We start from the raw sequence: 20,864 nt of genomic DNA on the forward strand, positions 1-20,864 counted from the left end.
AGCCCTGGTAGAGGTACTGGTTGGCGACGGTCATCTCGCCCCACTTGCCGCCCAGGATCTCCTGCAACCGGCGGGCGAACGCCGCGTCCGGGCCGTCCGGCTTCGCCTCGAACTGCAGGTCCTTGATATGGCTGAACATGGGTCCTCCTCGGTGCCGTTGCTGTTGGCAGGGAGAATTCCCGCCGCGGTGGCCCGCCCAGGCCAATCGGCGGCCCCGGCGGGCCATCCGTGGGCATGGTGGGGGCAGCACCCCGATCGCGCCCCTGAGGTGGCGGCCTGCGTACGCACAGACGTTCGCCGGCGGCGGCGAGCAGATGAGCGAGCGGTGGGCGGCACCGGTTGGTCATTGTCGGCCGCCGCAGGACCGTGGAGACGTCGCTGACGGGCTGCGGCGCGAACCCGGTCGGTCGCGGTGCACATCCCGGACGGCCGGGCCACGGCGAAGGGCGCCTCAGCCGGCGCCGTGTCCGTCAGACACTGGACAGCGCGGACACCCGGGGGGCCAGTTGGGCGACGGGCCGCGCTGTCTGCTCGCCATGGCGGTGGCCGCGGCCCGGACAGAGACTCGTCAGTGTGCCGGTCGCCGTCAGGATGGCGATGACGCAGGGGGCCGCATCGCGCAGGATCAGCTCAACCTGGGCGTGGGCCGCGGTGCTCTGTACGCGCAGCAGGGCGCTGATGCCATGGGCGCTGAAGAAGGTCACGCCGGACAAATCGAGCACGAGTCGCGCGGGCCGCCGACCGATCCCGTGTTCAGCCAGGTCGGTGATGAGGTGCGCGTTGCTCATGTCGATTTCACCGCTGACGGTGATCACTATCAGCGGTCCCTCGGTGTCCAGGGACAGCGTCATGATCGGCTCGGCGGGCCGGATCTGATGGCGGACGGGGTGCTTGAAGGTCGACAACGCGCCTCCCGATGGTGCATCGGTCAGTTGCGGTCAGCCCCGCGTTGGCGGCGGCGACCTTGGGCGCATGTCTTGACCCGTTGACCACCCTACCCGCAGTGCTGGTCGTCAGCACCTGGGCAGTGCGAGTGGGGGACTGCCTGCGACGCTGATCACGACCCGCACGCCCGGCTCACTCGCCACGCCGCTCCGGACGGCGGCGGGATGTCACGCCCATCGCGCAGAGGCGTTCAACAGCCGGGAAGAGTAGATTGGTAGTCCTGTAGCCCGCATCCCCCAAATTGGTGCGGCGAGCCGGCGTCGAAGAAGCGGCGTGGGTCCCGGTTCCGCCCTCGCGGCTCCGTGCAGCGGCCCGCCACCGTGGGCTGCCATCCGCGCGTTCACCCGGCTTCGGCCCGCGGCCGCGCGCCGCTCGTGAGGATGTGGCGCCATGGCCCGACCCTCCATCGACCCCGCAGACGCCTTCGCCGAACTCGGCCGCATCAAACTCCAGGACAACAGTCTCGACGGCGTCCTTCAGCGCGTCGCCGATCTCGCCAGACGAGCCCTGCCCATCCCGGTGGAGGTGTCGGTCACGCTGGTGCGCGGCGAGACCGCGCACACCGCCGCCTATACCGATGACCTGGCCCGAGACCTCGACGAGCGGCAGTACGCGCAGGGTCGTGGCCCCTGCCTGGAGGCCTCGCTCAGCGGCACCGTCGTCACGGTGCCGGACCTCGCCGCCGAGGACCGCTGGCCGGACTGGGCCGACCGCGGCCGCAAGGCCGGAGTGGGAAGTTCCGTGTCGATCGGCCTGCCGATCCAGGAGGCGGTCGTCGGAGCGCTGAACGTCTATGCGCGTACGCCGCACGCCTTCGACGACGAGTCGGTCTCGATCCTCAACACGTTCGGCGCCTACGCCGCTGTGGCCCTGGCCAACGCGCAGCTCTACGACAGCACCACCACCCTCGCCCGGCAGATGCAGGAGGCGATGGCGAGCCGAGCGGTCATCGAGCAGGCCAAGGGCATCATCATGGCCGAGCGCCGCTGCACTCCCGAGCAGGCGTTCGCAATCCTGTCGAAGGTGTCGCAGGACTCCAACCGCAAGGTCCGCGAGGTGGCCCAGGCCATGGTCGAGCGGGCCGCCCGGCCTTCCGGGGTCGAGCGAGCCGCCCGGCCTTCCGGGGTCTGAGCGCGCCGAGGCCCCGGAGTTCCCGGGTGGCCGCAGCCGGCCGGGAGACGATGTCCTCTGGCGTTCGGCGTGCCTGCTTGGATAATGGGTTCCCCATGGATAATCGCCATCTCGTCCTGCTGGACACCGACATCGGCAACGACATCGACGACGCGGTGTGCCTCGCCTATCTGCTGGCGCAGCCCCACTGTGACCTGCTCGGCATCACGACGGTCACCGCCGAGCCGGAACAGCGGGCCGGCCTCGCCAGCGTGCTCTGCCAGACGGCGGGCCGCCGCGTGCCGATCTTTCCCGGGGCGCCGGCGCCATTGGCCAGCCCACCGGTCCAGGGTCCACCACCGCAGGCCGCCGCGCTCGCACGATGGGCTCACGAGGATTCCTTCCCCGCTGGCGAGGCGGTGGAGTTCCTGCGGCGGACGATCCGCGCGCACCCCGGTCAGGTGACGCTGCTGGCGATCGGCCCGTTGACGAACGTCGCGCTGCTGTTCGCCGTCGACCCGCAGATTCCGTCGTTGTTACGGTCGCTGGTCATGATGGGCGGGTCGTTCGCCGAAGGCTCCGGCCCGGAATGGAACATCCACTGTGATCCGTACGCGGCGGCCCGCGTCTATGCCGCGGCGGTACCGGTCCACCGCTCGATCGGCCTCGACGTCACGACCCGGGTCCAGATGAAGGCCGACGAGTTTCTCCGGCGGTGCGGTGACATCCCGCTGCTGCGCCCGGTCGCCGACATGGCCGCGTCCTGGTTCGCTGATCGCCCAGAGGTCACGTTCCACGACCCGCTGGCGGCGGCGACGCTCTTCGACCCCGCGCTCTGCTCCTTCGCCGCCGGCGAGGTGGCCGTCAGGTGCGAGGGCGGGCCGGCGGCGGGCATCACGACCTGGCGGCCCGCCGACGACGTCGAGCCCGGCCCGGAGGCCGGCTCCGGCGCCCGGACGGAAGGCCGGGTGCCGGCGCCGCACGAGGTCGCACTCGACGTGCGAGAGCAGGCGTTCCTCGATCACTACTTCGCGGTCGTGGAGGCGTTCTCGTCCACCGGTGCACAGGACTGACCCGACCACGCCGGGCGCCGATCCTGGCGTCAGTGCCCGTGACTCCCGGCGTCGGCTACCGGCTGGCCCACAACAGCCCGCGCTCGGTCAGCGTCCGCACCTCCTGGTGGTCGAGATCCTCGGGCCGGTGCCCGATCGTCGAGACGAAGACACGGCCGAGGCCCCACTGCCGGGTCCAGACCGCCGGGGACACCACGTCCTGGCGCCACGGCGTCTCGGGCGTCGCGCGGAAGCGGGTCGTGGCCAGCACGTCGTTTCCCGCGTCGGTCAGCATCCAGTACTGCTCGGTGACCTGACTCCACCGCCGCTGGATGCCGGCGACGATCGGATGGTCGGCCCGTTCGGGCACCACCTCGATCTCGTGCTCGACGAAGCCGCCGGGGTGCTCCGCGAACTGGCCCCCGGTCATCTGGAGGTACGGCGTCGATGCGCGGAACGAGTCGACGATCCCGCCGTGCCAGCCGGCGAACCCGGTGCCGGCCCGTACGGCCGCCACGAGCCCCGCGATCTGCTCCTCGGTGGCGGTGCCCATGGTCCAGCACTGCACGACCAGGTCGGTCCGTGCCATCCGGTCGGCGTCCGCGTAGTCGGCGAGATCGTCGCTCACCTCGACGGCGAAGCCGTTGTCGCGGAGGAAGGGCACGAACCGGTCGGTCGTCTCGATCGGCTGGTGCCCCTCCCAGCCGCCCCGGACGACCAGCGCGCGGCGATCGGTCGTCACGGCAGCAGGTTCCGCAGCGGGGAGCGTCGCGGCGCGTTGCTCAGCTCGTTGGCGATCGCCCGGTAGGCGGGCTTCGGCGCCAGCTCGTCGTCGAAGGCGAGTGGCCGGCGCGGTGCGCCGTCCTCGCGGGGGTAGTCCTCTTCGAGCCAGGTGTAGCGGTCGGTCAGGCCGAACGCCATCACCGCCTTGACGGACCGGAGCGAGAGCGCGACGTCGAGGTAGCGCCGGTACACGTCGGCGACGGCGGCGTCGCGGGTCGCGATGTCCGCCGGCAGGCCGTCGTCGAGCACGTCGAGTTCCGTGATGAGGATGTCCAGGCCACGGTCCGCAACCTCGGAGAACCAGTCGAGGTAGGCCCTGGCCCGGAACCGGTCCGCGAACCGGTCGGCGAGCAGGTGCGCCTGCACACCAAGGGCATGCACCGGTACGCCGTCGCGGAGCAGGTCGTCGATGACCTGGAGAGTGGCGCGGCGGCGTGGTTCCGGCTCGTCGCCGTACTCGTTGACGGTCTCGAAGCCGAACTCGTTCAACACGAGGACGGCCGACGGATCGGCGGCGTGCGCGACATGGAAGGCGTCGGCCACGTAGGACTTGCCGATCGTCTCCCACCACGGCACGTCGGTGCGGTAGCCGCGCCGGCCTTCGGGGCTGGTGACCTCATTGGCCACGCTCCAGGCGCCGACCCGGCCACGGTAGCGGCGGACGACGGCCTCGGCCGTGCCGAGGAGCAGGTCGCGTGCCTCCTGCTCGCTCAGGCCCCACAGGTCGTCCTCGGTCCATCCTTCGCCGAAGCCCTCGTCCCAGACGAGGTGGGCGCCGAAGACGGCCATCCGCTGTGCCTCGGCGTACGCGATGATCTGGTCGGCGTAGGTGAAGTCGAGTTCGGCGTCCGGCGTCGGCTTGAGCCGGTACCAGAGCAGGTCGTCCTCGGTGAAGAGCAGGGCGGCTTCCCGGCTGACCAGATGTTGGTAGGCGGTGTCGGTCAGCTGCCAGGTTGCCACCGAGGTGCCGAAGGCGAGGCCGTTCGGTCTGGCCAGTCTCCACAGTGGTGGGCGTTGCCGTCCGGCCGCAGCGAGCGGCCCGGTGCCGGCGGGTGCCGCGGCTGCCGCAGCGGGGCCGCCCAGCGCGCCGGCGGTGGCCAGGCCAGCGGCACCGACAGCGCCGAGAAGCAGGGATCGGCGGGACAAGGGGTGGACGTCACTCATGGTGCCGCCTCCTTCGATGGACGTACCACGAAGTTGCAAAACGTTTTGCCAAGTCGCTGGTGAGCAGCCTACGGCGCACGGCCGTCCCGGACAAGACATGGTTGCCCCGCTTGATTCGGGGCGGTTAGGCTGCCGGCGACCCGTTGCCAAACGTTTTGCATCGGAAGGGGTTCCGCCTTGAGCCGGCTTTCCATGGGCATCATCGGACTGGGCGAGGTCGCGCAGGTCGTGCACCTCCCCGTTCTGCGGTCACTCCCCGATCTCTACGAGGTGACCGCCGTCTGCGACATTTCCCCCGGCCTGCTCGAGCGCGTCGGGGGCGGCTACGGCGTCGCGCGCCGCTACGCGGACCACATCGAGATGCTCGACGAGAACGGGCTCGACTGCGTACTGGTGCTCAACAGCGACGAGTACCACGCCGAGGCGGTCATCGCCGCCCTCGACCGCGGCATCCACGTGCTGGTGGAGAAGCCAATGTGCCTCAGCCCCCGCGAGGCGCAGGCCATCATCGAGGCCCGGGACCGGTCGGGTGCGACGGTCATGGTCGGCTACATGCGGCGCTTCGCGCCCGCGTTCATCGAGGCGAGCCAGCAGATCGGCGCCCTGGGCCGGCTGAACTACGCGCGGGTCCACGACATCATCGGCCGCAACCAGCTGATGATCGACCAGACGGTCTTCGTGGACCGGCCCTCCGACGTACCCCGGTCCGCGGTCGAGGCGCGCTGGGCCAAGGGGCGGGCATTGGTCACGGACGCGCTGGGCGACGTGCCGGACGTGCTCGCCGGAGCGTACCGGTTGCTCTGCGGGCTGGGTAGCCACGACCTGTCCGCGATGCGGGAACTGCTCGGTCGGCCGCGTGGCGTGGTCGCCGCGCGGCAGTGGCGCGACGGCCGGTTCATCACGGCACTGCTCGAGTACGACGACTTCCTGGTCACCTACGAGACCGGCGTCGACGAGCAACTGCGCTTCGACGCGCACATCGAGGTGTACGGGGAGCACGCCACCATGCGGTTGCAGTACGACACCCCGTACATCCGCCATCTGCCGACCACGCTGGTGACCGAGGAGACCCGCGGCGACAGTCTGCACCGCGTCGTCTCCCGCCCGCACCTCAAGGATCCGTACACCCACGAGCTGGAGTACTTCCACGAGATGGTCACCCAGGGCCGCCGACCGAAGACGGATCCGGAGGACTTTCTCGAGGATCTCGACCTGTTCGCCGAGCTGATCCGCGTGCTGGCCACGAACGCCGATGTCCGGACCTGAGGCAGAGCCGAAGATAGGTCGACTCACGCCGGAGACAGGTGCCGCCCGCCCGGCCGGGGCGCAACTAGCGTCGAGCCCGACGATGTCGCCACGTCAAGGCGACCAACCAACAGGAGGTGCACCGGTGCTGGACCAACAGGCGGTCGACTTCTACCGGACGAACGGCTACTACCTCAATCGGGACCAGCTCTTCTCCCCGGAGCGGCTCGACACCCTGGAGCAGATCTTCAACGAACACCTCGCCGACAAGGGTGACAAGCTCTCCGACGAGCTGGACACCCCGCACTTCCGCGACCCGCGGTTGATGGACTTCCTGCTCTCCGACGAGGTGCTCGATCTGGTCGAACCACTGGTCGGGCCGGACATCGCGCTGTGGACCAGTCACTTCATTTCCAAGGACCCGAAGGTGGGCCGGGCCACGCCCTGGCACGAGGACAGCGCCTACTGGAACGGCCGGCTCAGCGAGTACGACCGGATCGTCACGGTCTGGCTCGCGCTCGGCCCGAGCAACCGCACCAACGGCTGTATGCGGGTCATCCCGGGCACCCACGACAACGGCTTCTCCGAGTACGTCCCCACGGACAAGACGACGCAGACCTTCCACGCCGAGATTCCCGGCGTCGACGAGAGCAGGGCGGTCTACTTCGAGCTCGAACGCGGCCAGTGCTCGCTGCACGACGGGCGGATCATCCACGGGGCGGAGTCGAACACCAGCGACGTGCGCCGCACCGGCTACACCATGCGGTACTTCCCGGCATCGGTGAAGGTGCTCCCCGTTCCGGCCAACGACGGGTGGCAGATCTGGCTCGCCCGTGGCCGCGACAGCGCCGGAAACACCTATCAGCCGGATCCGCGATGAAGCTCGGGCTCCTGACGGCCTGCCTGCCCGGCGAGTCGCTCGACACCATCGCCGGGTGGGCGGCCGCCCACGGCTACCAGGGGCTCGAGGTGGCGGCCTGGCCCAGCGACCCCGGGCGGCCGTGGGAGGCCTCGCATCTCGACGTCGACGGCTTCGACGCGGCAGCCGCGACGCGGGTACGGAAGCTTGTCTCCTCGCACGGTCTGGCCATCTCGGCGGTGGCCTACTACGAGAACAACCTGCATGCCGACCCGCAGACCCGGGACGGCATCCACCGGCACCTGCGGCGCTGCGTCGACGCGGCCGCGCTGCTCGGTTGCCCGTACGTGGGCACCTTCATCGGCCGGGACATCACGCTCTCGGTGACTGAGAACCTACGGCTCGCCGAGGAGGTCCTGCCGCCCCTCGTCGCCTACGCAGGGGACCGCGGGGTGCGGCTCGTGGTCGAGAACTGCCCGATGGAGGGCTGGCACCCCGACGGCTACCCAACCAACCTCGCCTACTCCCCGGAGCTGTGGCGGTGGCTCGCCGGGCTCGGATTCCACCTCAACTTCGACCCCTCGCACCTGATCTGGCTCGGCATCGACCCGGTGACGGCACTGAAGGAGAACCTGGACCTGGTCCGGCACGTGCAGGCCAAGGACGCGCAGGTCGACCCGCGCGCCCGCGACCGGTTCGGGGTGTTCGGCCAGCTGATCGGGCGGGAGTCGCCCTGGGTCAGCGGCTGGTGGCGCTACCGGGTCCCGGGGCTCGGCGACGTGGACTGGCGCCGGCTGCTCGACGTGCTCTACGAGGGCGGTTACGACGGATTCGTCTCCGTGGAGCACGAGGACCCGGTCTGGTCGGGCTCACCGGAGAAGGTGCGGCAGGGCCTGGTGATCGCCGAGCGCACCCTCGGCCGACTGATCGTCGCGTGAGGAGAAGGAGCCCAACGGATGCAACGTGGTGTCTACTTCGACGCCTGGTTCCCCCGACAGCACTGCTACCACCCGAGTCTTCCGCCACGGCGGCTGAGAATGATCGATGACCTCGTCGACTACCGGGCGACCACGCTGGTCTGGGCGTCCCTGGGCGGCGGCTCGATCTCGCTGCCCTACCTCGAGCAGGAGGCCTTCGGACCCGTCGACGCCCGGTCGCGCTTCTACGGCTTCGTCAACGACAGCGAGTTCATCGCCGCCGCCCAGCAGCGCGGCATCAAGGTCTTCGGCATCGTCTTCGAGGCACAGGGCTGGGAGTTCCCCGCCGAGTTCACCGCCGGGGAGGACGAGATCCTGGCGCTCAACGAGCTTCGGGGCGCCGGGCATCGCGGCTGGCTCGGGCTGCGGGAGTTCACCCAGAACCGCTACCCGAAACTGTGGAAGCCGTTCGAGAGCTACTTTCCCGGCGGACTGGTCAACAGCGACGGCGAGCCGGTCACCGACCTGATCGAGGAGTGCTGCGCCCGCGACATCCATCAGACGGCGCTGCACGCGCGTTGGGTCGAGTGCCCGGACCGCGAGCACCAGTGCTACTACATGGACCGCAACAACCCGGTGTGGCGCGAGTATCTCAAGGCGGTCATCCGGATTCAGATCGACGCGGGTGTCGACGGTGTGCAGCTCGACGAGACGGAGCTGCCGCTCGGCTCCCTCCAGTACGGCGGCTGCTTCTGCAAGGACTGCGTGAAGGGCTTCGCGGCGTACCTGAAGGCCCTGCCGGAGAACGAGCGCAGCCCGCTGTTGGCCGGCGTCGACCTGGACACGTTCCACTACGGGACGTGGCTGCTCCAACAGGGGTACGACTTCACGGGGCGGCTCGACTCCACACCGCTCTACCCGGAGTACTACCGGTTCCAGTGCGAGGCGATCCGGCGGCACTTCGGCGAGCTGGCCACCCACGCCCGCGACTACGCCCGCTCCCAGGGCCGCGAGGTCCTCGTGTCGGGCAACTTCTTCAACATGGACCCGCAGTATCTGGGCCTGGCCGACGACGTCGACGTCATCGTCACGGAGATGCGCAACACCACCTACCGGCAGCCGGAGTGGTACCGCTACGTCGCGGGGTTCGCTGGTGACAAGGACGTCATCGTCGTGGAGAACCCGTACGGCGGGGTGGTGCCCGAGCTGGTCGACCTGCTCCGCGCGGGCAAGGGGCACGATCTGCTGCGGCTGTCGTGCTACGAGGCGGCGGCGTTCGGCGTCAACATGGCGGTGCCGTACGGCGCCTGGATGGGCGCCACGATCCAGGACGCCTTCTACGCGCCGCACGACGTCGCCGCCGAGGTACAGGGGTTCCTCGCCGACAACGAGCGGCTGTTCGACCGGGACAGCCGCAACGAGGTCGCGGTCGTCTACAGCGTCGAGAGCAACCGGGCCCTCATCGCCCGGCAGGACATCGGCGACAACCTGCGTAACGCGCGCGACGAGAGCGTGCGGGTGCCCTACCGGCAGGTCACCGAGGCGCTTGCCGCGGCCGCGGTGCCCTTCGACGTCGTCATCTTCCCCGACGCCCGGACGGCCCCGGACCGGATTACGGCGGATAGCCTGCGACGCTACGACACCGTGCTCCTGCCAGCCTGTACGTACCTGACGGCGGCCCAGGTCGCGGCCCTGCGCGGCTACCTCGACGGCGGCGGGCGGCTCGTGCGGACCGGGGGTCTCGGCGACAACCTCGCCGAGGACGAGCGGGCCGAGCTGACCAGCGCCCCGGGCATGAGCACGTCGGACCCGGCCGACCTGTCGACCCTGCTGCCGCACGGCCCTCAGATCGAGCTCGCCGCCACCGCCGGCACGGCCGCCGTCGCCGCCAACACCGCCCGGCTGGCGGACGGCTCGGTCGCCGTCCACCTCGTCAACTACGACTATCGGCCGGACGAGGACGGGGTACGCCCGCTCAGCGGGCTCGACCTGCGCGTCCGGCTGTCCGAGCGACTGGCGGCGGGCACGGCGTACTCCTGCGACGGCAAGGTGACGCGGCTCGACGTGCGCGTCGACGGGGGCATCCACGCGGTCACGCTGGACGCGCTCGGCCCGTACGCGATCGTGGTCTTCGAAGGTGGGGCGGAATGAGGATCGCGGTACTGACCGGTCCGGAGCGGTTCGAGATCGCCGAGGTGCCGCCGCCCGAGATCCGGCCCGACGAGGTTCTGGTGCGGGTACGGGCCTGCGGGGTCTGCACGTCCGAGCTGGCGGCGTGGAGCGGCGACCAGACCGCCGACTATCCCCGCCACCTCGGCCACGAGGTGAGCGGGACGGTCGCCGCGGTCGGCGCCGAGGTGCAGTCGTTCGCCGTGGGCGATCCGGTCGGCGTCTGGGTGACGTCCCACGGCTTCGCCGAGTACGTCGCAGCGAAGGCCGCCCACTGCCGGCCGGCCGGTGAAGTCCCGCTCGACGAGGCGCTGGCCGAGCCGCTCGCGTGCGCGGTCAACGCGGTGGAGGAGGCCGACGTCCGGCTCGGTGACGACGTGGTGCTGATCGGCGCGGGGTTCATGGGCAACCTGGTGCAGAAGCTGGTGCGACTGCGCGGGGTGCGACATCTCATCGTCGCCGACACCCGGCCCGACGCGCTGGAACGGGCGACCGCGCTCGGCGCCACCCGGGTGGTCGACGTGCGCACCGAGTCGCTCGCCGACGTCGTCGGTCAGCTGACCGGGGGGCGGGGCGCGGATGTGACGTTCGAGTGCACGGGCGGGCAGGCGGCGCTCGACGCCGTCGGTGACGTGACGCGAATGAGCGGCACGATCGTGCTCGTCGGGTTCCATCAGGGTGCACCGCGCGCCATCAACCTGGGGCACTGGAACTGGATGGCGTTCGGCATCATCAACGCGCACTACCGGGACATCGACACCATCATGCGTGGCGTGACCGTCGGGATGCGTCTGCTCGCCTCGGGCGTGCTGTCGTTGCGCGACCTGGTGACACATCGGTTCCCGCCGGACGACATCGGCGCCGCATTCCGGGCCGCGCGCGACAAGCCCGCCGGCTTCGTCAAGGCGACGGTGGTGTTCGACTGACGAGGCCGGCCGGAGCGGTCGGCGGGCGTCCGAGCGGCGTTACGGCGGAAGCTGTCGGACCCGCCCTCAGGCGGACTGGCGGACGATCAGCGGGCAGGGCAGGACGGCCTTTCGGCCCTCGCCGTCGTACGTGCCGTCCATCCGGCTGAGCAGGAGTTCGCCGGCCGTCAGGCCGATGTCGTACGCGGGGTTGCGGACCGTCGTGAGCGGCGGGTTGACGATGGTGGCGGCGTCGACGTCGTCGAACCCGACGATGGCGACGTCGTCGGGCACGGCAAGGTGCAGCTCGTGCACGGCGTCGATGGCGCCGATCGCGGTGAGGTCGTTGGCACAGAACACCGCGTCGGGGCGACGCTCGGGCACCGCCATCAGCAGATGCATCGCTCTGCGGCCACCTGGCCGCGTCCAGTCGCCGCGCACCATGAGGTCGGGATCGATCGACATCCCGTTCTCCAGGAGCGCCTGCCGGTAGCCCTCCTCGCGCGCCGACCCGGACGGCAGTGGACCCTCGATGATCGCGATGCGGCGGGCGCCCCGCCGGATCAGGTGCGTGACGGCGGCGTGCGAGCCCACGGTGTCATCCGGCATCACCAGGTCGATGAGCGGGTCGTCGTCGACGGCGCCGCCCACGCAGACGGCGGGAACACCCGACCCCGCAGGGCCCATCCGTACCTGCGCCCCGACCCTTCCGGCGGCCATCACCACCCCGTCCACCCCGCGGTCGAGCACGTCGGCGAGGAAGGCGTCCTCCCGTTCCGCGTTGCCGTCGGTGTTGCAGACGTACGTGCCGTATCCGGCGCCGTCGACCGCGTCGGCGAGCCCGCGGGTGAGCACGGCGTAGAACGTGTTGGTGATGTCGGGTACGACGACGGCGACCATCCGCGACCGCCGGGTCCGCAGGCTCCGCGCCACGTTGTTGGGCCGGTAGCCGAGTTGCCGGATCACGTCGCGGACGGTCTCCTGGGTGCCCTCGGCGACCCAGCGCTTACCGGACAGCACGTGCGAGACGGTGGTCGGGCTCACCCCGGCGAGCTTCGCCACCTGCACCAGCGTCACCCGCGTCTCGTCGGGCGCCGATGCCGCCGGCTGCTTGTCGGACATCGACATCGCCCTCTCGCGCCGTTGACCACTGCGATCCGACTTCGTACGGTAGCAAAACGTTTTCGCGAGCCACGATGCATCCCGGGAGGCGCGATGACCCGACTCCTCGATCGATACATGATCGACGGACTGGTCGAGGGCGACGCCAGCGTCCGGGTGATGCGCCCGCTCCTGCGCGACGTGCCGGCCCACTGGCACGACTACTACGAGCTCGGGTACGTCGTCGATGGAACCGCGCGGCACGTGATCAACGGCGTGCCCCGCCCGCTCGGCCCCGGGGGCGTCTTCCTGCTGACGCCCACCGACTTCCACGAGCTGCGCGTCACCTCCGCCGCGCCACTGACCTGCTACAACGTCGTCATCGAGCCGCGCGTCGTCGAGCGGTGGCTGGACTCGGTGGGGCCACACCCGGCCGCCGCGCAGGGGCCACCCTGGCTGGCGGACGACGCCGCCGAATTCGGGCCCGACTTCGACCGGCTGTGGCGGGAGTCCGACGGCCGCCGTCCCGGAGCCGCGGCGCTGGCCGACGCCGTGCTCGGATGCATCCTGATCGAACTCGCCCGACGCTGCGCGACCCCCGCCGCCGACGGCGAGCCGGAGATGCCGGCGCCGACGGACGCCGCCGTCGACATCCGGCGCGCGGTCCAGTACGTCGAGCGGCACTTCCGCGAGCCGCTGACGCTGGCCGAGGTGGCGGCGCACGTGCACCTGTCGCCCAACTACCTGAGCGAACGGTTCAGCCGGCTGGTCGGCACGTCCTTCCAGACGTACGTGCAGAACCGGCGGTTGCGGTTCGCCCGGTCGCTGTTGGCGTCGACCACGTTGGGTGTCACCGAGATCTGTCACGCGGCCGGCTTCAACAGCCCCTCGCACTTCGGGCGCGCCTACCGTCGCCGGTTCGGTCAGCCGCCCTCCGCGGGACGCACCGTCGGCGACGGCACCGTCACGTCGCCGTCGCAGAAGAACAACTGATGACGGATCGGTTGCGTTCGTTACCCGCGATCCCTTGACAAGGCTGGTGCGGGCGGCAGACCCTAGCCGCAGCATGCCAAACGTTTTGCACAGGGCATCCGAAGTGTGATCCGCACGTCACTGGCCGGCAACGACATTGGGAGTGATCCGATGAAGTATCGCGCGTCCCGTGGTTCCCTGGCGATGGTCGCGGCGGCGACCGCCGCCGCGCTGGCCCTGACCGGCTGCTCGACCGGTGGGTCCTCGTCAACCGACCAAGGCGCCGGAGAGGGCCCGGTTCCCGAGCCCACGGCGCCGGTGACCATTTCGTTCGCCTCGTGGGTCGCCGAGATTCCGGAGATGAAGCAGCTCATCCAGAAATTCGAGGCCGAACATCCCAACATCAAGATCGAGGCGCAGAACGTGCCGGCCGAAGAGGCGAACGAGAAGCTGACCGCGCAGATCGCCGGCGGCAACCCGCCGGACGTCGCCTACATGGACGCCAGCACGGTGGCCAACTTCGCCTCCCGCAAGGCCCTGGTCAACCTCGACAACTACATCAGCCGCAGCGACATCGTGAAGGCCGACGCGTACGTGCCCGCGTTCAAGACCTTCACGACCTTCGAGAAAAGCATGTACGGGCTGCCCTTCGACGGCGAGTCGACGGCGTTGTACTACCGGACCGACATGTTCGCCGCGGCCGGCCTGACCAGCCCGCCCACCACCTGGGAGCAGTACGAGGCGGCGGCGAAGGCGTTGACCGACCCGGCGAAGCGGACCTACGGGCACGCCATGTTCACCAGCTCGCCCGAGGCCGCCTACTACTGGTACCCGTGGCTCTGGCAGAGCGGCGGGCACCTGCTCTCCGAGGACGGCAAAGAGGTCCTGTTCAACAACGCCGAAGCCAAGAAGGCCGCCGAGTTCTACGTGAACCTGGCGAAGTACGCGCCCAAGGACTACCTCAACTCCAACTCGTACGACGGCCGGCAGGCGTTCGCCAACGGTCAGGTCGGCATGTACGTCGCGGGATCGTGGTTCGCCGGGACGCTCACCGACGAGTTCCCCGCCATCAACGGCAAGTGGGCCACCGCCCCGCTGCCCCAGGGCTCGGCGGGGTGCGGCACGACGATCGCCGGTGACGCGCTCGTCATCTTCAGCCAGAGCAAGAAGTCCGACGCCGCCTGGAAGTTCATCGAGTTCCTGTCCAAGCCGGACAACGTCGCCTTCTGGACGTACAAGTCCAAGGACGGCACGACCCTCCCACCGATCAGCAGCCTGCTCGACTCACCGGACCTGGTGAAGACCAAGCCGGTGCTGGAAGGCTTCGCCGCCGCCATGAAGTGCGGGGTCAGCAACGTCGTCGCCGACCCCAACTGGCCGAAGATCGAGGAAGGCCTCAACGAGCAGTTGGCCAAGGCGATCTACGGCGAGCAGTCGGCCGCCCAGGCGCTCGACGCGGCCGCGGCCGAAGCCGAGAAGGTCATCAGGTGAGGTGTCGGCCGGGCGCGGGCGTACAACAGGTCACGGCGGTGATGACGGCATGACTGCGCTGGCAAACCCGCGGTCCCCGTCTTCGGACGGGGACGGCGGGACCGGGCGACGCGGGCGCGGGAAGAGTGGCCACGGATCCGGCCGACGGGGCCTGCGGCGAACGTCGCGGCTGATCTGGCGTGAGCGGTCGGCGTACGGCTTCCTCGCGCCCGGCCTGATCGTCTTCTCGGTGTTCACCGTGTTCGCACTGCTGTTCGCGTTCTACCTCACGTTCCGGGAATGGAACATCCTCGAGCCCGAGACGCCGTTCGTCGGCCTGCAGAACTACCGGGACATGGTCCAGGACGAGGACTTCCGGCGGTCGATCATCAACACCGCGTACTTCACCGGCGCGTCCGTCCCACTGGGCATGGCCATCGGGCTCGCCGTCGCCCTCCTGCTCAACCAGCCGATCCGCGGCCGGGGCCTGTTCCGGACGCTCTACTTCCTGCCGACCATCACGCCGTTCGTCGTGTCGGCCATCGTCTGGAAGTGGCTCTACAACGGTGACTTCGGGCCCATCAACTTCTACCTCCTCAAGACCCACCTCATCAGCGAGCCACTCGTGTGGCTGTCGAACAAGAACCTGGCGATGCCCGCCGTGGTGCTGATGAGCGTCTGGGCCAGCGTCGGATTCTCGATGGTGGTCTACCTCGCGGCGTTGCAGGGCATCCCGGACCAGCTCTACGAGTCGGCGCGGATCGACGGTGCGGGACCGTGGGCCCGGTTCCGGTACGTGACGCTCCCCATGCTGTCGCCCTCGACCCTGTTTCTCATGGTCATGGGCATCATCGGCTCATTCCAGGTCTTCACGCAGATCTACATCATGACCAGCGGCGGCCCGGTCAACCGGACGACGACGATGGTCTATTACATCTACGAGGCCGCCTTCAAGTTCTACGAGATGGGGTACGCGAGCACCCTCGCCTACGGGCTGTTCGTCCTCCTGCTGGCCTTCACGGCACTCCAGCTCAGGCTCTACAGAAAGGCGGACCTGTGACGGCTACCGTGAAGGACCCGCCCGCCGCTCCGCCGCGGGCGTCGACCCCGCCCCGCCGTCCGGTCGTCAAACGGCGGCTGTGGCTGACCTTCTGCTACGCCATCCTCGTGCCGGGCGCGATCCTCTTCGTCGCGCCGTTCGCCTGGTTGGTGAGCGCCTCGTTCCAACACGTCGGCGACATCTTCTCCTGGCCCCCGCAGTGGATCCCGAAGAATCCGACGCTCGACGGCTACAAGGGCTTCTTCGGCATCGGCGAGGCCGGCGAGGACGCGCAGGGCAGCGAGGGCGCCTGGCGCTGGTTCCTGAACAGCGCCTTCGTCGCCACCTCGGTGACGGTGCTGCAACTGTTCTTCAACGCCCTGGCCGCCTACACCTTCGCCAAGCGCAAGTTCCCCGGCCGCGACGCCATCTTCCTGGTCTTCCTGGCCACCATGATGGTGCCGCCGCAGGTGACCCTGATCCCGAACTACCTGGTGCTCAAGCACATCCCGTTCTTCGGGGGCAACGACGTGCTCGGCAACGGCGGACACGGGTGGCTCGACTCGTACTGGGGGCTGATCCTGCCCGGGGCCGTCAGCGCGTTCGGCATCTTCCTGCTCCGCCAGTACATGATGTCCATCCCGGACGAGCTGCTCGACGCGGCCCGCATTGACGGCGCCGGAGAGTTCCGGGTCTTCTGGCGGGTGGTCCTGCCGCTGTCCGGTCCCGCTCTCGCCGCCACCGCGATCTTCACCTTCACCTACGCCTGGGAAGACTTCCTCTGGCCGCTCATCGTCATCTCCAGCTCCGACAAGTACACGGCACCGCTCGGTCTGGCGCTCTTCGTCGTGAAGAACCGGACGTCGTGGAACCTGTTGATGGCCGGCTCGGTCGTCGCCACGCTTCCCATGGTCATCACCTTCCTGGTGTTCCAGCGCCGATTCATCCAGGGCATCTCCATGAGCGGGCTCAAGGGATGACCGTCGGGGGAGTCGCCTCGCTGAGACCGCTCGTGGAGGAGCTGCTGAACGAGGGCGGGGGAGTGCTGCGCCTCGCACCGGCGTTCGTCGCGCGGGACCTGGTGCCGCCCGGGCGACGACTCGGCCTCGCGGAGGACGCGTACGACCTCGGCGAGCGAGGCTTCGTCTGCGAACGGTGGCTCGGATCGACCACCAGGGCCGACAACCGGATCGGTCCGCCCGACGAAGGGCTCAGCCACGTCGTCGACGGCGCGGGGCGACGGCGGCTGACCCTGCGCGACGCCGTCCGGGCCGACCCCGCCGCGATCATGGGCGAGGCGTACGCGGCGACCCACCCGCAGGGCCTCGGTCGCCTGGCGAAGCTTCTCGACTACGGCGCCCGCATCCCGTACCACGTGCATCCGCCGCAACGCTTCGCGGAACTGGTCGGGCGCCGCTCGAAGGACGAGGCCTACTACTTCCCGGCCGGGGTCGACACAGGTCCGCACCCGGAGACGTTCTTCGGCGTGCACCCGTGGATCGTCCGCGACGCCGCCTACGAGGTCCTGCTCCCGTACCTCGTCGACTGGAACAGCGACCTGATCCTGCGGCATGCGCGCGCCGAGTTGCAGGTGCCCGACGAAGGGTTCCAGGTGCGGTCGGGGGTGCTGCACGCGCCGGGAACAGCGCTGACCGTGGAACTTCAGGAGGACTCGGACGTGTTCGCCATGTTCCAGGCCCTCAACGCCGGCCGCGTCATCTCCAAGGAGCTGCTCTTCAAGGACGTGTCGCCCGCCGATCGACGCCGGGACGCCGAGCGGTTTCCGCTCGGATTCGTGGAATGGGACCTCAATGGTGATCCGTTCTTCTACGAGAACAACCACCTGACCCCGCAGCCGATCGACTCGGCGGAGCGAGGTGATGGCCACGAGTCGTGGATCTTCTACGACACCCCGAAGTTCAGCGGAAAGAAACTCGTCGTCCCGCCCGGCGCCCGGCACACGATGACCGAGCGCGGCGTCTACTCGATCCTGATCTGGTCGGGTGCGGGACGATACTGCGGTCACGACGTCCGCGGAGGACACGCCGACCGGGACGAACTCCTCGTGAGCCACGACGTGGCGACGGCGCCGCACCTCGTGGAGAACACGGGTCGGGAGGACCTGGTGGTGTTCATGTTCTTCGGGCCGGACATCAACGAAACCCCGGTGATTCCGGTGTCCCCGGTGGCGTGACCTGCCCTGAGCCGGGTGCTCGGCCCGTCGGGCGCGAGAAGGAATGCAACCGTTGGTGGTCGGCCGCGCGTGTCGCTTAAGGCGACTCACTAGCGGAGGAAAACCATGACGGCAGCGCAGCCGACCATCACTCGACGTGCTCTCCTGGGGGCGGCGGTCGTTGTGCCGTTGGCGGGATGCACTCAGCGCGACACCCCGCCGGCCTCCTCCTCCACCTCCGTCCCGCCGTCCTCCGCCCCCGCCTCTCCCGCGACCGCCCCGGCGAACGTCCGTCACGATCACCTGGTCTCGCTGGAACGGAAGTTCGACGCACGACTCGGCGTGTACGCGCTGGCGACCGGCACCGGGGCCACGATCGCCCATCGCGCGGACGAGCGGTTCCCGTTCTGCTCGACGTTCAAGGGGCTCGCTGCCGCAGCGGTGCTGCATCGACGTTCGCTGTCCGATCTGAACAGCGTCGTCAGGTACACCGCAGACGACCTCATGGACAGCTCCGTCATCACCCGGCGGCATGTGGCCACGGGGATGACCATCCGTCAACTGTGCGACGCGGCGGTCCGCTACAGCGACGGGACGGCCGGTAATCTCCTGCTCCGCGACCTCGGCGGGCCGGGCGAGCTGACGGCGTACGTCCGTGGCCTCGGCGACACGGTCACCCGGATGGATCGGATCGAGCCGGCGGTCGCCAGCGGCACCCCGGGGGACCCGCGCGACACGACCACCCCGCGTGCGTTGAGCACCGACTACCACCGCATCGTGCTGGGGGAGGCCCTGCCTCCGGACCGGCGGGCCTTCCTTCGTGACCTGCTGGAGCGCAACGCCACCAGCGTCGGTGCGCAGCGGATCCGAGCTGGTGTGCCGCGGGGCTGGACCGTGGCGGACAAGACCGGGACCGGTGGCTACGGCACCGTGAACGACATCGCTGTCGTGTGGCCCCCGACATCCGCGCCACTCGTCATCGGGATCATGTCGGCCAAGGCCGAGAAGGATGCGGACTACGACCAGGCCCTCGTCGCGGAGGCCGCCGCCTACGTGGTTGCCACTCTGACCTGACACGCGAGCAGCAGCCGTGGCGGCTGTTTTCAGCCCGGGGCCGGCGGGAGCTGCTTCTCGAACCAGTGGTGGGCGAAGTGCTCGCTGTTGTACGGCTCGATCTCCCGGTACCCGGCCGAGTGGTACATCGCGATCGCCTCGGTGAGGCTCCGGTTCGTGTCGAGCCGCACGATGGTCCAGCCTCGGGTGGCGGCGTACCGCTCAAGGTCGCCCAGTATCCGCCGGCCGATGCCGAGCCCGCGTACGGTGTCCGCCACCCAGACCCGCTTGATCTCGGCGGGTGCGTCGGGATGGAGCTTGACCGCGCCGCAGCCGACGGGCTCGGAGTTGAGGGTGGCCAGCAGGAACACGCCGGCGGGTGGGACGAGTTCCTCGTCGTGGATGGGATTGCTCCGAGCCGGGTCGAACCCGTCGTCGAAGCGCCGGCCGATGTCCCGGGCGTACGCGCGCAGGCAGGCCCGGGCGCGCGGGTCGCTGGGCGGGCAGGGCTGGACGACCACCATCGATGCGACGAGCAACCGCTCGACCTCGGCCATCGCCGTGACGAGCCGTTCGCGGCGTTGCCCGGTCAGCGGTGCGAGGATCGACCAGGCGAACTCGTCGGAGCGCCCGTCGAGCTCGGCCCACTCCGCCCGCCCGGCTGCGGTGAGCGCGGCCACCCGTACCCGTGCGTCGCCACCGGTGCGCTCGGCCGGCCCGACGGTGACGAGCCCGTCGCCTTCCAGGGTGCGTAGCAAACGGCTGAGGTAACCCGAGTCCAGACCGAGCCGGGCCCGTAGCGCGGCGACCTCGGCCCCGTCCGGACCGATCTCCCACAGCAGTCGCGCCTGCGCGAGGGGCCGTCCGGAGGCCATGTACTCGTCATCGAGTGCTCCCACGCGCTGGGTCACCGTCCGGTTGAAGCGCCGCACGGCGGCGACGAGGTCGGATCTCATTTAGCTGACTTTAGTCAGGTATCCAGGATTCGCGCCAGGGCACGGCACCGCCGCAGCCGAGGGCCAAGGGTGTAACCCGTGAACCGGTGGGTAGGGACAGGAGCCACGACGGCCGCTCGGCGAGACGCTGCCGGGCGTCTGCCGAGGGCGACCGTCCATTCGTGGCCCCGACCTGCCGGCGCACACCGGCTGACAAGGACTGTTTCCGCGATGACCCAGCCGACCGTGGATCCGGCCGACGCCCTGGCCGAGCTGGGCCGGATCCGACTCGACGAGATCAGCCTCGATGACATGCTGCGCCGGATCGCCGACCTGGCCAACCGGAGCGTTCCCGGGACCAGGGACGTTTCGGTCACGCTGGTCCGCGGTCAGGCCAACTGGACCGCCGCGTTCACCGGTGACCTGGCCTGTCAACTCGACGAGTGGCAGTACGAGCAGCACCGGGGTCCGTGCCTGGATGCCTCCGCCAGCGGTGACAGCATCTCCGTGCCGGACATGGGGGCCGAGCAACGATGGCCCGCGTGGGCCGCCATGGCGCGTACCGCCGGGGTCGGCAGTTCGTTGTCGATCGGGCTGCCGATCCAGGGGTCGGTGGTGGGTGCGCTCAACGTCTACGGCGGCGCGGCGAACGCCTTCGATCCGGCGGCGATCGCCAACGCCGAGCGCTTCGCGGCGTACGCGGCGGTGGCGCTGGCCAACGCGCACCTGTACGAGAGCGCCGCCACGCTGGCGGATCAGATGCAGGATGCCATGCGGAAACGGGCGGTGATCGAGCAGGCCAAGGGGATCATCATCGGGGAGCGGCGGTGCTCGCCGGAGGAGGCGTTCGCGCTGCTGTCAAAGATCTCTCAGGACACCAACCGCAAGGTCCGCGATGTCGCGGAGGCCCTCGTCAACCAGGCAGTACGGAGATCTCGGGCGTGAGTACCAGGCCAGCTGATCAAGGAGATG

20 protein-coding genes are annotated in these 20,864 nt (G+C 69.7%); 14 read left to right on the forward strand and 6 right to left on the reverse strand.

Features of this window, described 5'->3' with window-relative positions; all coding sequences use genetic code 11:
* Together EAD98_RS28490 and EAD98_RS28495 are read right to left on the reverse strand one after the other, a co-directional pair.
* Positions 1-139: manganese catalase family protein (locus tag EAD98_RS28490; RefSeq protein ID WP_199723596.1), on the reverse strand; the 139-nt coding region annotated here is incomplete at its 3' end.
* Positions 140-470: 331 nt separating this feature from the next.
* Positions 471-905 (reverse strand): STAS domain-containing protein, encoded by a 435-nt coding sequence (locus EAD98_RS28495; RefSeq protein ID WP_121657046.1) that lies wholly within the window; start codon positions 903-905, stop codon positions 471-473.
* Positions 906-1,335: 430 nt separating this feature from the next.
* On the opposite strand from EAD98_RS28495, the gene EAD98_RS28500 reads away from it, so the two are divergent.
* Both EAD98_RS28500 and EAD98_RS28505 read left to right on the forward strand, forming a co-directional pair.
* A complete protein-coding gene (locus EAD98_RS28500) occupies positions 1,336-2,076 on the forward strand; it encodes a GAF and ANTAR domain-containing protein (RefSeq protein ID WP_121657047.1) in 741 nt (246 codons plus the stop codon).
* Between the two features lie 95 nt (positions 2,077-2,171).
* Positions 2,172-3,128, forward strand: a complete 957-nt coding sequence (locus tag EAD98_RS28505; protein WP_121657048.1) for a nucleoside hydrolase — start codon at positions 2,172-2,174, stop codon at positions 3,126-3,128.
* Between the two features lie 55 nt (positions 3,129-3,183).
* Here EAD98_RS28505 and EAD98_RS28510 read toward each other — a convergent pair whose 3' ends face one another.
* Both EAD98_RS28510 and EAD98_RS28515 read right to left on the reverse strand, forming a co-directional pair.
* A complete protein-coding gene (locus EAD98_RS28510) occupies positions 3,184-3,849 on the reverse strand; it encodes a ThuA domain-containing protein (protein WP_121657049.1) in 666 nt (221 codons plus the stop codon).
* Positions 3,846-5,054, reverse strand: coding sequence for an endo-1,4-beta-xylanase (locus EAD98_RS28515; protein ID WP_158609850.1), 1,209 nt, complete (start codon positions 5,052-5,054; stop codon positions 3,846-3,848). Before EAD98_RS28515 ends, EAD98_RS28510 begins: the two co-directional genes overlap by 4 nt.
* 192 nt (positions 5,055-5,246) lie before the next feature.
* On the opposite strand from EAD98_RS28515, the gene EAD98_RS28520 reads away from it, so the two are divergent.
* The 5 genes from EAD98_RS28520 to EAD98_RS28540 all read left to right on the forward strand — a co-directional run bounded on the left by EAD98_RS28520 (position 5,247) and on the right by EAD98_RS28540 (position 11,170).
* Complete coding sequence (locus tag EAD98_RS28520) at positions 5,247-6,320, forward strand: Gfo/Idh/MocA family protein (protein ID WP_121657051.1); 1,074 nt, start codon at positions 5,247-5,249, stop codon at positions 6,318-6,320.
* Between the two features lie 124 nt (positions 6,321-6,444).
* Positions 6,445-7,179: a phytanoyl-CoA dioxygenase family protein gene (locus EAD98_RS28525; RefSeq protein WP_199723597.1), complete on the forward strand. Its 735-nt coding sequence runs from the start codon at positions 6,445-6,447 to the stop codon at positions 7,177-7,179.
* Entirely contained in the window at positions 7,176-8,096 is a 921-nt protein-coding gene (locus tag EAD98_RS28530) for a sugar phosphate isomerase/epimerase (RefSeq protein ID WP_121657053.1), read from the forward strand. Before EAD98_RS28525 ends, EAD98_RS28530 begins: the two co-directional genes overlap by 4 nt.
* An 18-nt stretch (positions 8,097-8,114) precedes the next feature.
* On the forward strand, positions 8,115-10,226 hold the full coding sequence (locus EAD98_RS28535) for a hypothetical protein (protein ID WP_147457516.1): 2,112 nt from the start codon (positions 8,115-8,117) through the stop codon (positions 10,224-10,226).
* On the forward strand, positions 10,223-11,170 hold the full coding sequence (locus EAD98_RS28540) for a zinc-binding dehydrogenase (RefSeq protein WP_121657055.1): 948 nt from the start codon (positions 10,223-10,225) through the stop codon (positions 11,168-11,170). The genes EAD98_RS28535 and EAD98_RS28540 overlap by 4 nt, the downstream gene beginning before the upstream one ends.
* A gap of 66 nt (positions 11,171-11,236) precedes the next feature.
* Here the strand turns inward: EAD98_RS28540 and EAD98_RS28545 are convergent, their stop codons facing one another.
* Positions 11,237-12,271 carry a LacI family DNA-binding transcriptional regulator gene (locus tag EAD98_RS28545; protein ID WP_158609851.1) on the reverse strand — a complete coding sequence of 345 codons (1,035 nt, stop codon included), beginning with the start codon at positions 12,269-12,271 and terminating at the stop codon, positions 11,237-11,239.
* 93 nt (positions 12,272-12,364) lie between these two features.
* Here EAD98_RS28545 and EAD98_RS28550 point away from each other — a divergent pair, with 93 nt between their 5' ends.
* The 6 genes from EAD98_RS28550 to bla all read left to right on the forward strand — a co-directional run bounded on the left by EAD98_RS28550 (position 12,365) and on the right by bla (position 18,978).
* Entirely contained in the window at positions 12,365-13,243 is an 879-nt protein-coding gene (locus tag EAD98_RS28550) for an AraC family transcriptional regulator (RefSeq protein ID WP_121657057.1), read from the forward strand.
* Positions 13,244-13,393: 150 nt separating this feature from the next.
* Positions 13,394-14,713, forward strand: a complete 1,320-nt coding sequence (locus EAD98_RS28555; RefSeq protein WP_121657058.1) for a sugar ABC transporter substrate-binding protein — start codon at positions 13,394-13,396, stop codon at positions 14,711-14,713.
* Positions 14,714-14,942: 229 nt separating this feature from the next.
* The gene (locus tag EAD98_RS28560) at positions 14,943-15,752 is read left to right on the forward strand and encodes a carbohydrate ABC transporter permease (RefSeq protein WP_158609852.1); all 810 of its coding nucleotides are present in this window, start codon (positions 14,943-14,945) and stop codon (positions 15,750-15,752) included.
* Positions 15,749-16,711 carry a carbohydrate ABC transporter permease gene (locus EAD98_RS28565; protein WP_121675020.1) on the forward strand — a complete coding sequence of 321 codons (963 nt, stop codon included), beginning with the start codon at positions 15,749-15,751 and terminating at the stop codon, positions 16,709-16,711. Before EAD98_RS28560 ends, EAD98_RS28565 begins: the two co-directional genes overlap by 4 nt.
* Positions 16,708-17,925: a hypothetical protein gene (locus tag EAD98_RS28570; RefSeq protein ID WP_147457517.1), complete on the forward strand. Its 1,218-nt coding sequence runs from the start codon at positions 16,708-16,710 to the stop codon at positions 17,923-17,925. The genes EAD98_RS28565 and EAD98_RS28570 overlap by 4 nt, the downstream gene beginning before the upstream one ends.
* Positions 17,926-18,030: 105 nt before the next feature.
* On the forward strand, positions 18,031-18,978 hold the full coding sequence (bla, locus tag EAD98_RS28575; protein ID WP_121657062.1) for a class A beta-lactamase: 948 nt from the start codon (positions 18,031-18,033) through the stop codon (positions 18,976-18,978).
* Between the two features lie 29 nt (positions 18,979-19,007).
* On the opposite strand, the gene EAD98_RS28580 is transcribed toward bla, so the two are convergent.
* On the reverse strand, positions 19,008-19,913 hold the full coding sequence (locus EAD98_RS28580; RefSeq protein ID WP_121657063.1) for a helix-turn-helix domain-containing GNAT family N-acetyltransferase: 906 nt from the start codon (positions 19,911-19,913) through the stop codon (positions 19,008-19,010).
* 210 nt (positions 19,914-20,123) lie between these two features.
* Here EAD98_RS28580 and EAD98_RS28585 point away from each other — a divergent pair, with 210 nt between their 5' ends.
* The gene (locus EAD98_RS28585; RefSeq protein ID WP_121657064.1) at positions 20,124-20,837 is read left to right on the forward strand and encodes a GAF and ANTAR domain-containing protein; all 714 of its coding nucleotides are present in this window, start codon (positions 20,124-20,126) and stop codon (positions 20,835-20,837) included.
* Positions 20,838-20,864: the final 27 nt, after the last annotated feature.

The organism is Micromonospora sp. CV4 (assembly GCF_003667455.1).
Taxonomy (GTDB): domain Bacteria; phylum Actinomycetota; class Actinomycetes; order Mycobacteriales; family Micromonosporaceae; genus Micromonospora.

Bases quoted from the DNA above. Each gene is read 5' to 3' on its own strand.
- EAD98_RS28515 (WP_158609850.1), bottom strand. From the start codon at position 5,054: ATGAGTGACGTCCACCCCTTGTCCCGCCGATCCCTGCTTCTCGGCGCT.
- EAD98_RS28500 (WP_121657047.1), top strand. From the start codon at position 1,336: ATGGCCCGACCCTCCATCGACCCCGCAGACGCCTTCGCCGAACTCGGC.
- EAD98_RS28585 (WP_121657064.1), top strand. From the start codon at position 20,124: ATGACCCAGCCGACCGTGGATCCGGCCGACGCCCTGGCCGAGCTGGGC.
- EAD98_RS28580 (WP_121657063.1), bottom strand. From the start codon at position 19,913: ATGAGATCCGACCTCGTCGCCGCCGTGCGGCGCTTCAACCGGACGGTG.
- EAD98_RS28535 (WP_147457516.1), top strand. From the start codon at position 8,115: ATGCAACGTGGTGTCTACTTCGACGCCTGGTTCCCCCGACAGCACTGC.
- EAD98_RS28505 (WP_121657048.1), top strand. From the start codon at position 2,172: ATGGATAATCGCCATCTCGTCCTGCTGGACACCGACATCGGCAACGAC.
- EAD98_RS28545 (WP_158609851.1), bottom strand. From the start codon at position 12,271: ATGTCCGACAAGCAGCCGGCGGCATCGGCGCCCGACGAGACGCGGGTG.
- EAD98_RS28570 (WP_147457517.1), top strand. From the start codon at position 16,708: ATGACCGTCGGGGGAGTCGCCTCGCTGAGACCGCTCGTGGAGGAGCTG.
- EAD98_RS28520 (WP_121657051.1), top strand. From the start codon at position 5,247: ATGGGCATCATCGGACTGGGCGAGGTCGCGCAGGTCGTGCACCTCCCC.
- bla (WP_121657062.1), top strand. From the start codon at position 18,031: ATGACGGCAGCGCAGCCGACCATCACTCGACGTGCTCTCCTGGGGGCG.
- EAD98_RS28555 (WP_121657058.1), top strand. From the start codon at position 13,394: ATGAAGTATCGCGCGTCCCGTGGTTCCCTGGCGATGGTCGCGGCGGCG.
- EAD98_RS28530 (WP_121657053.1), top strand. From the start codon at position 7,176: ATGAAGCTCGGGCTCCTGACGGCCTGCCTGCCCGGCGAGTCGCTCGAC.
- EAD98_RS28550 (WP_121657057.1), top strand. From the start codon at position 12,365: ATGACCCGACTCCTCGATCGATACATGATCGACGGACTGGTCGAGGGC.
- EAD98_RS28540 (WP_121657055.1), top strand. From the start codon at position 10,223: ATGAGGATCGCGGTACTGACCGGTCCGGAGCGGTTCGAGATCGCCGAG.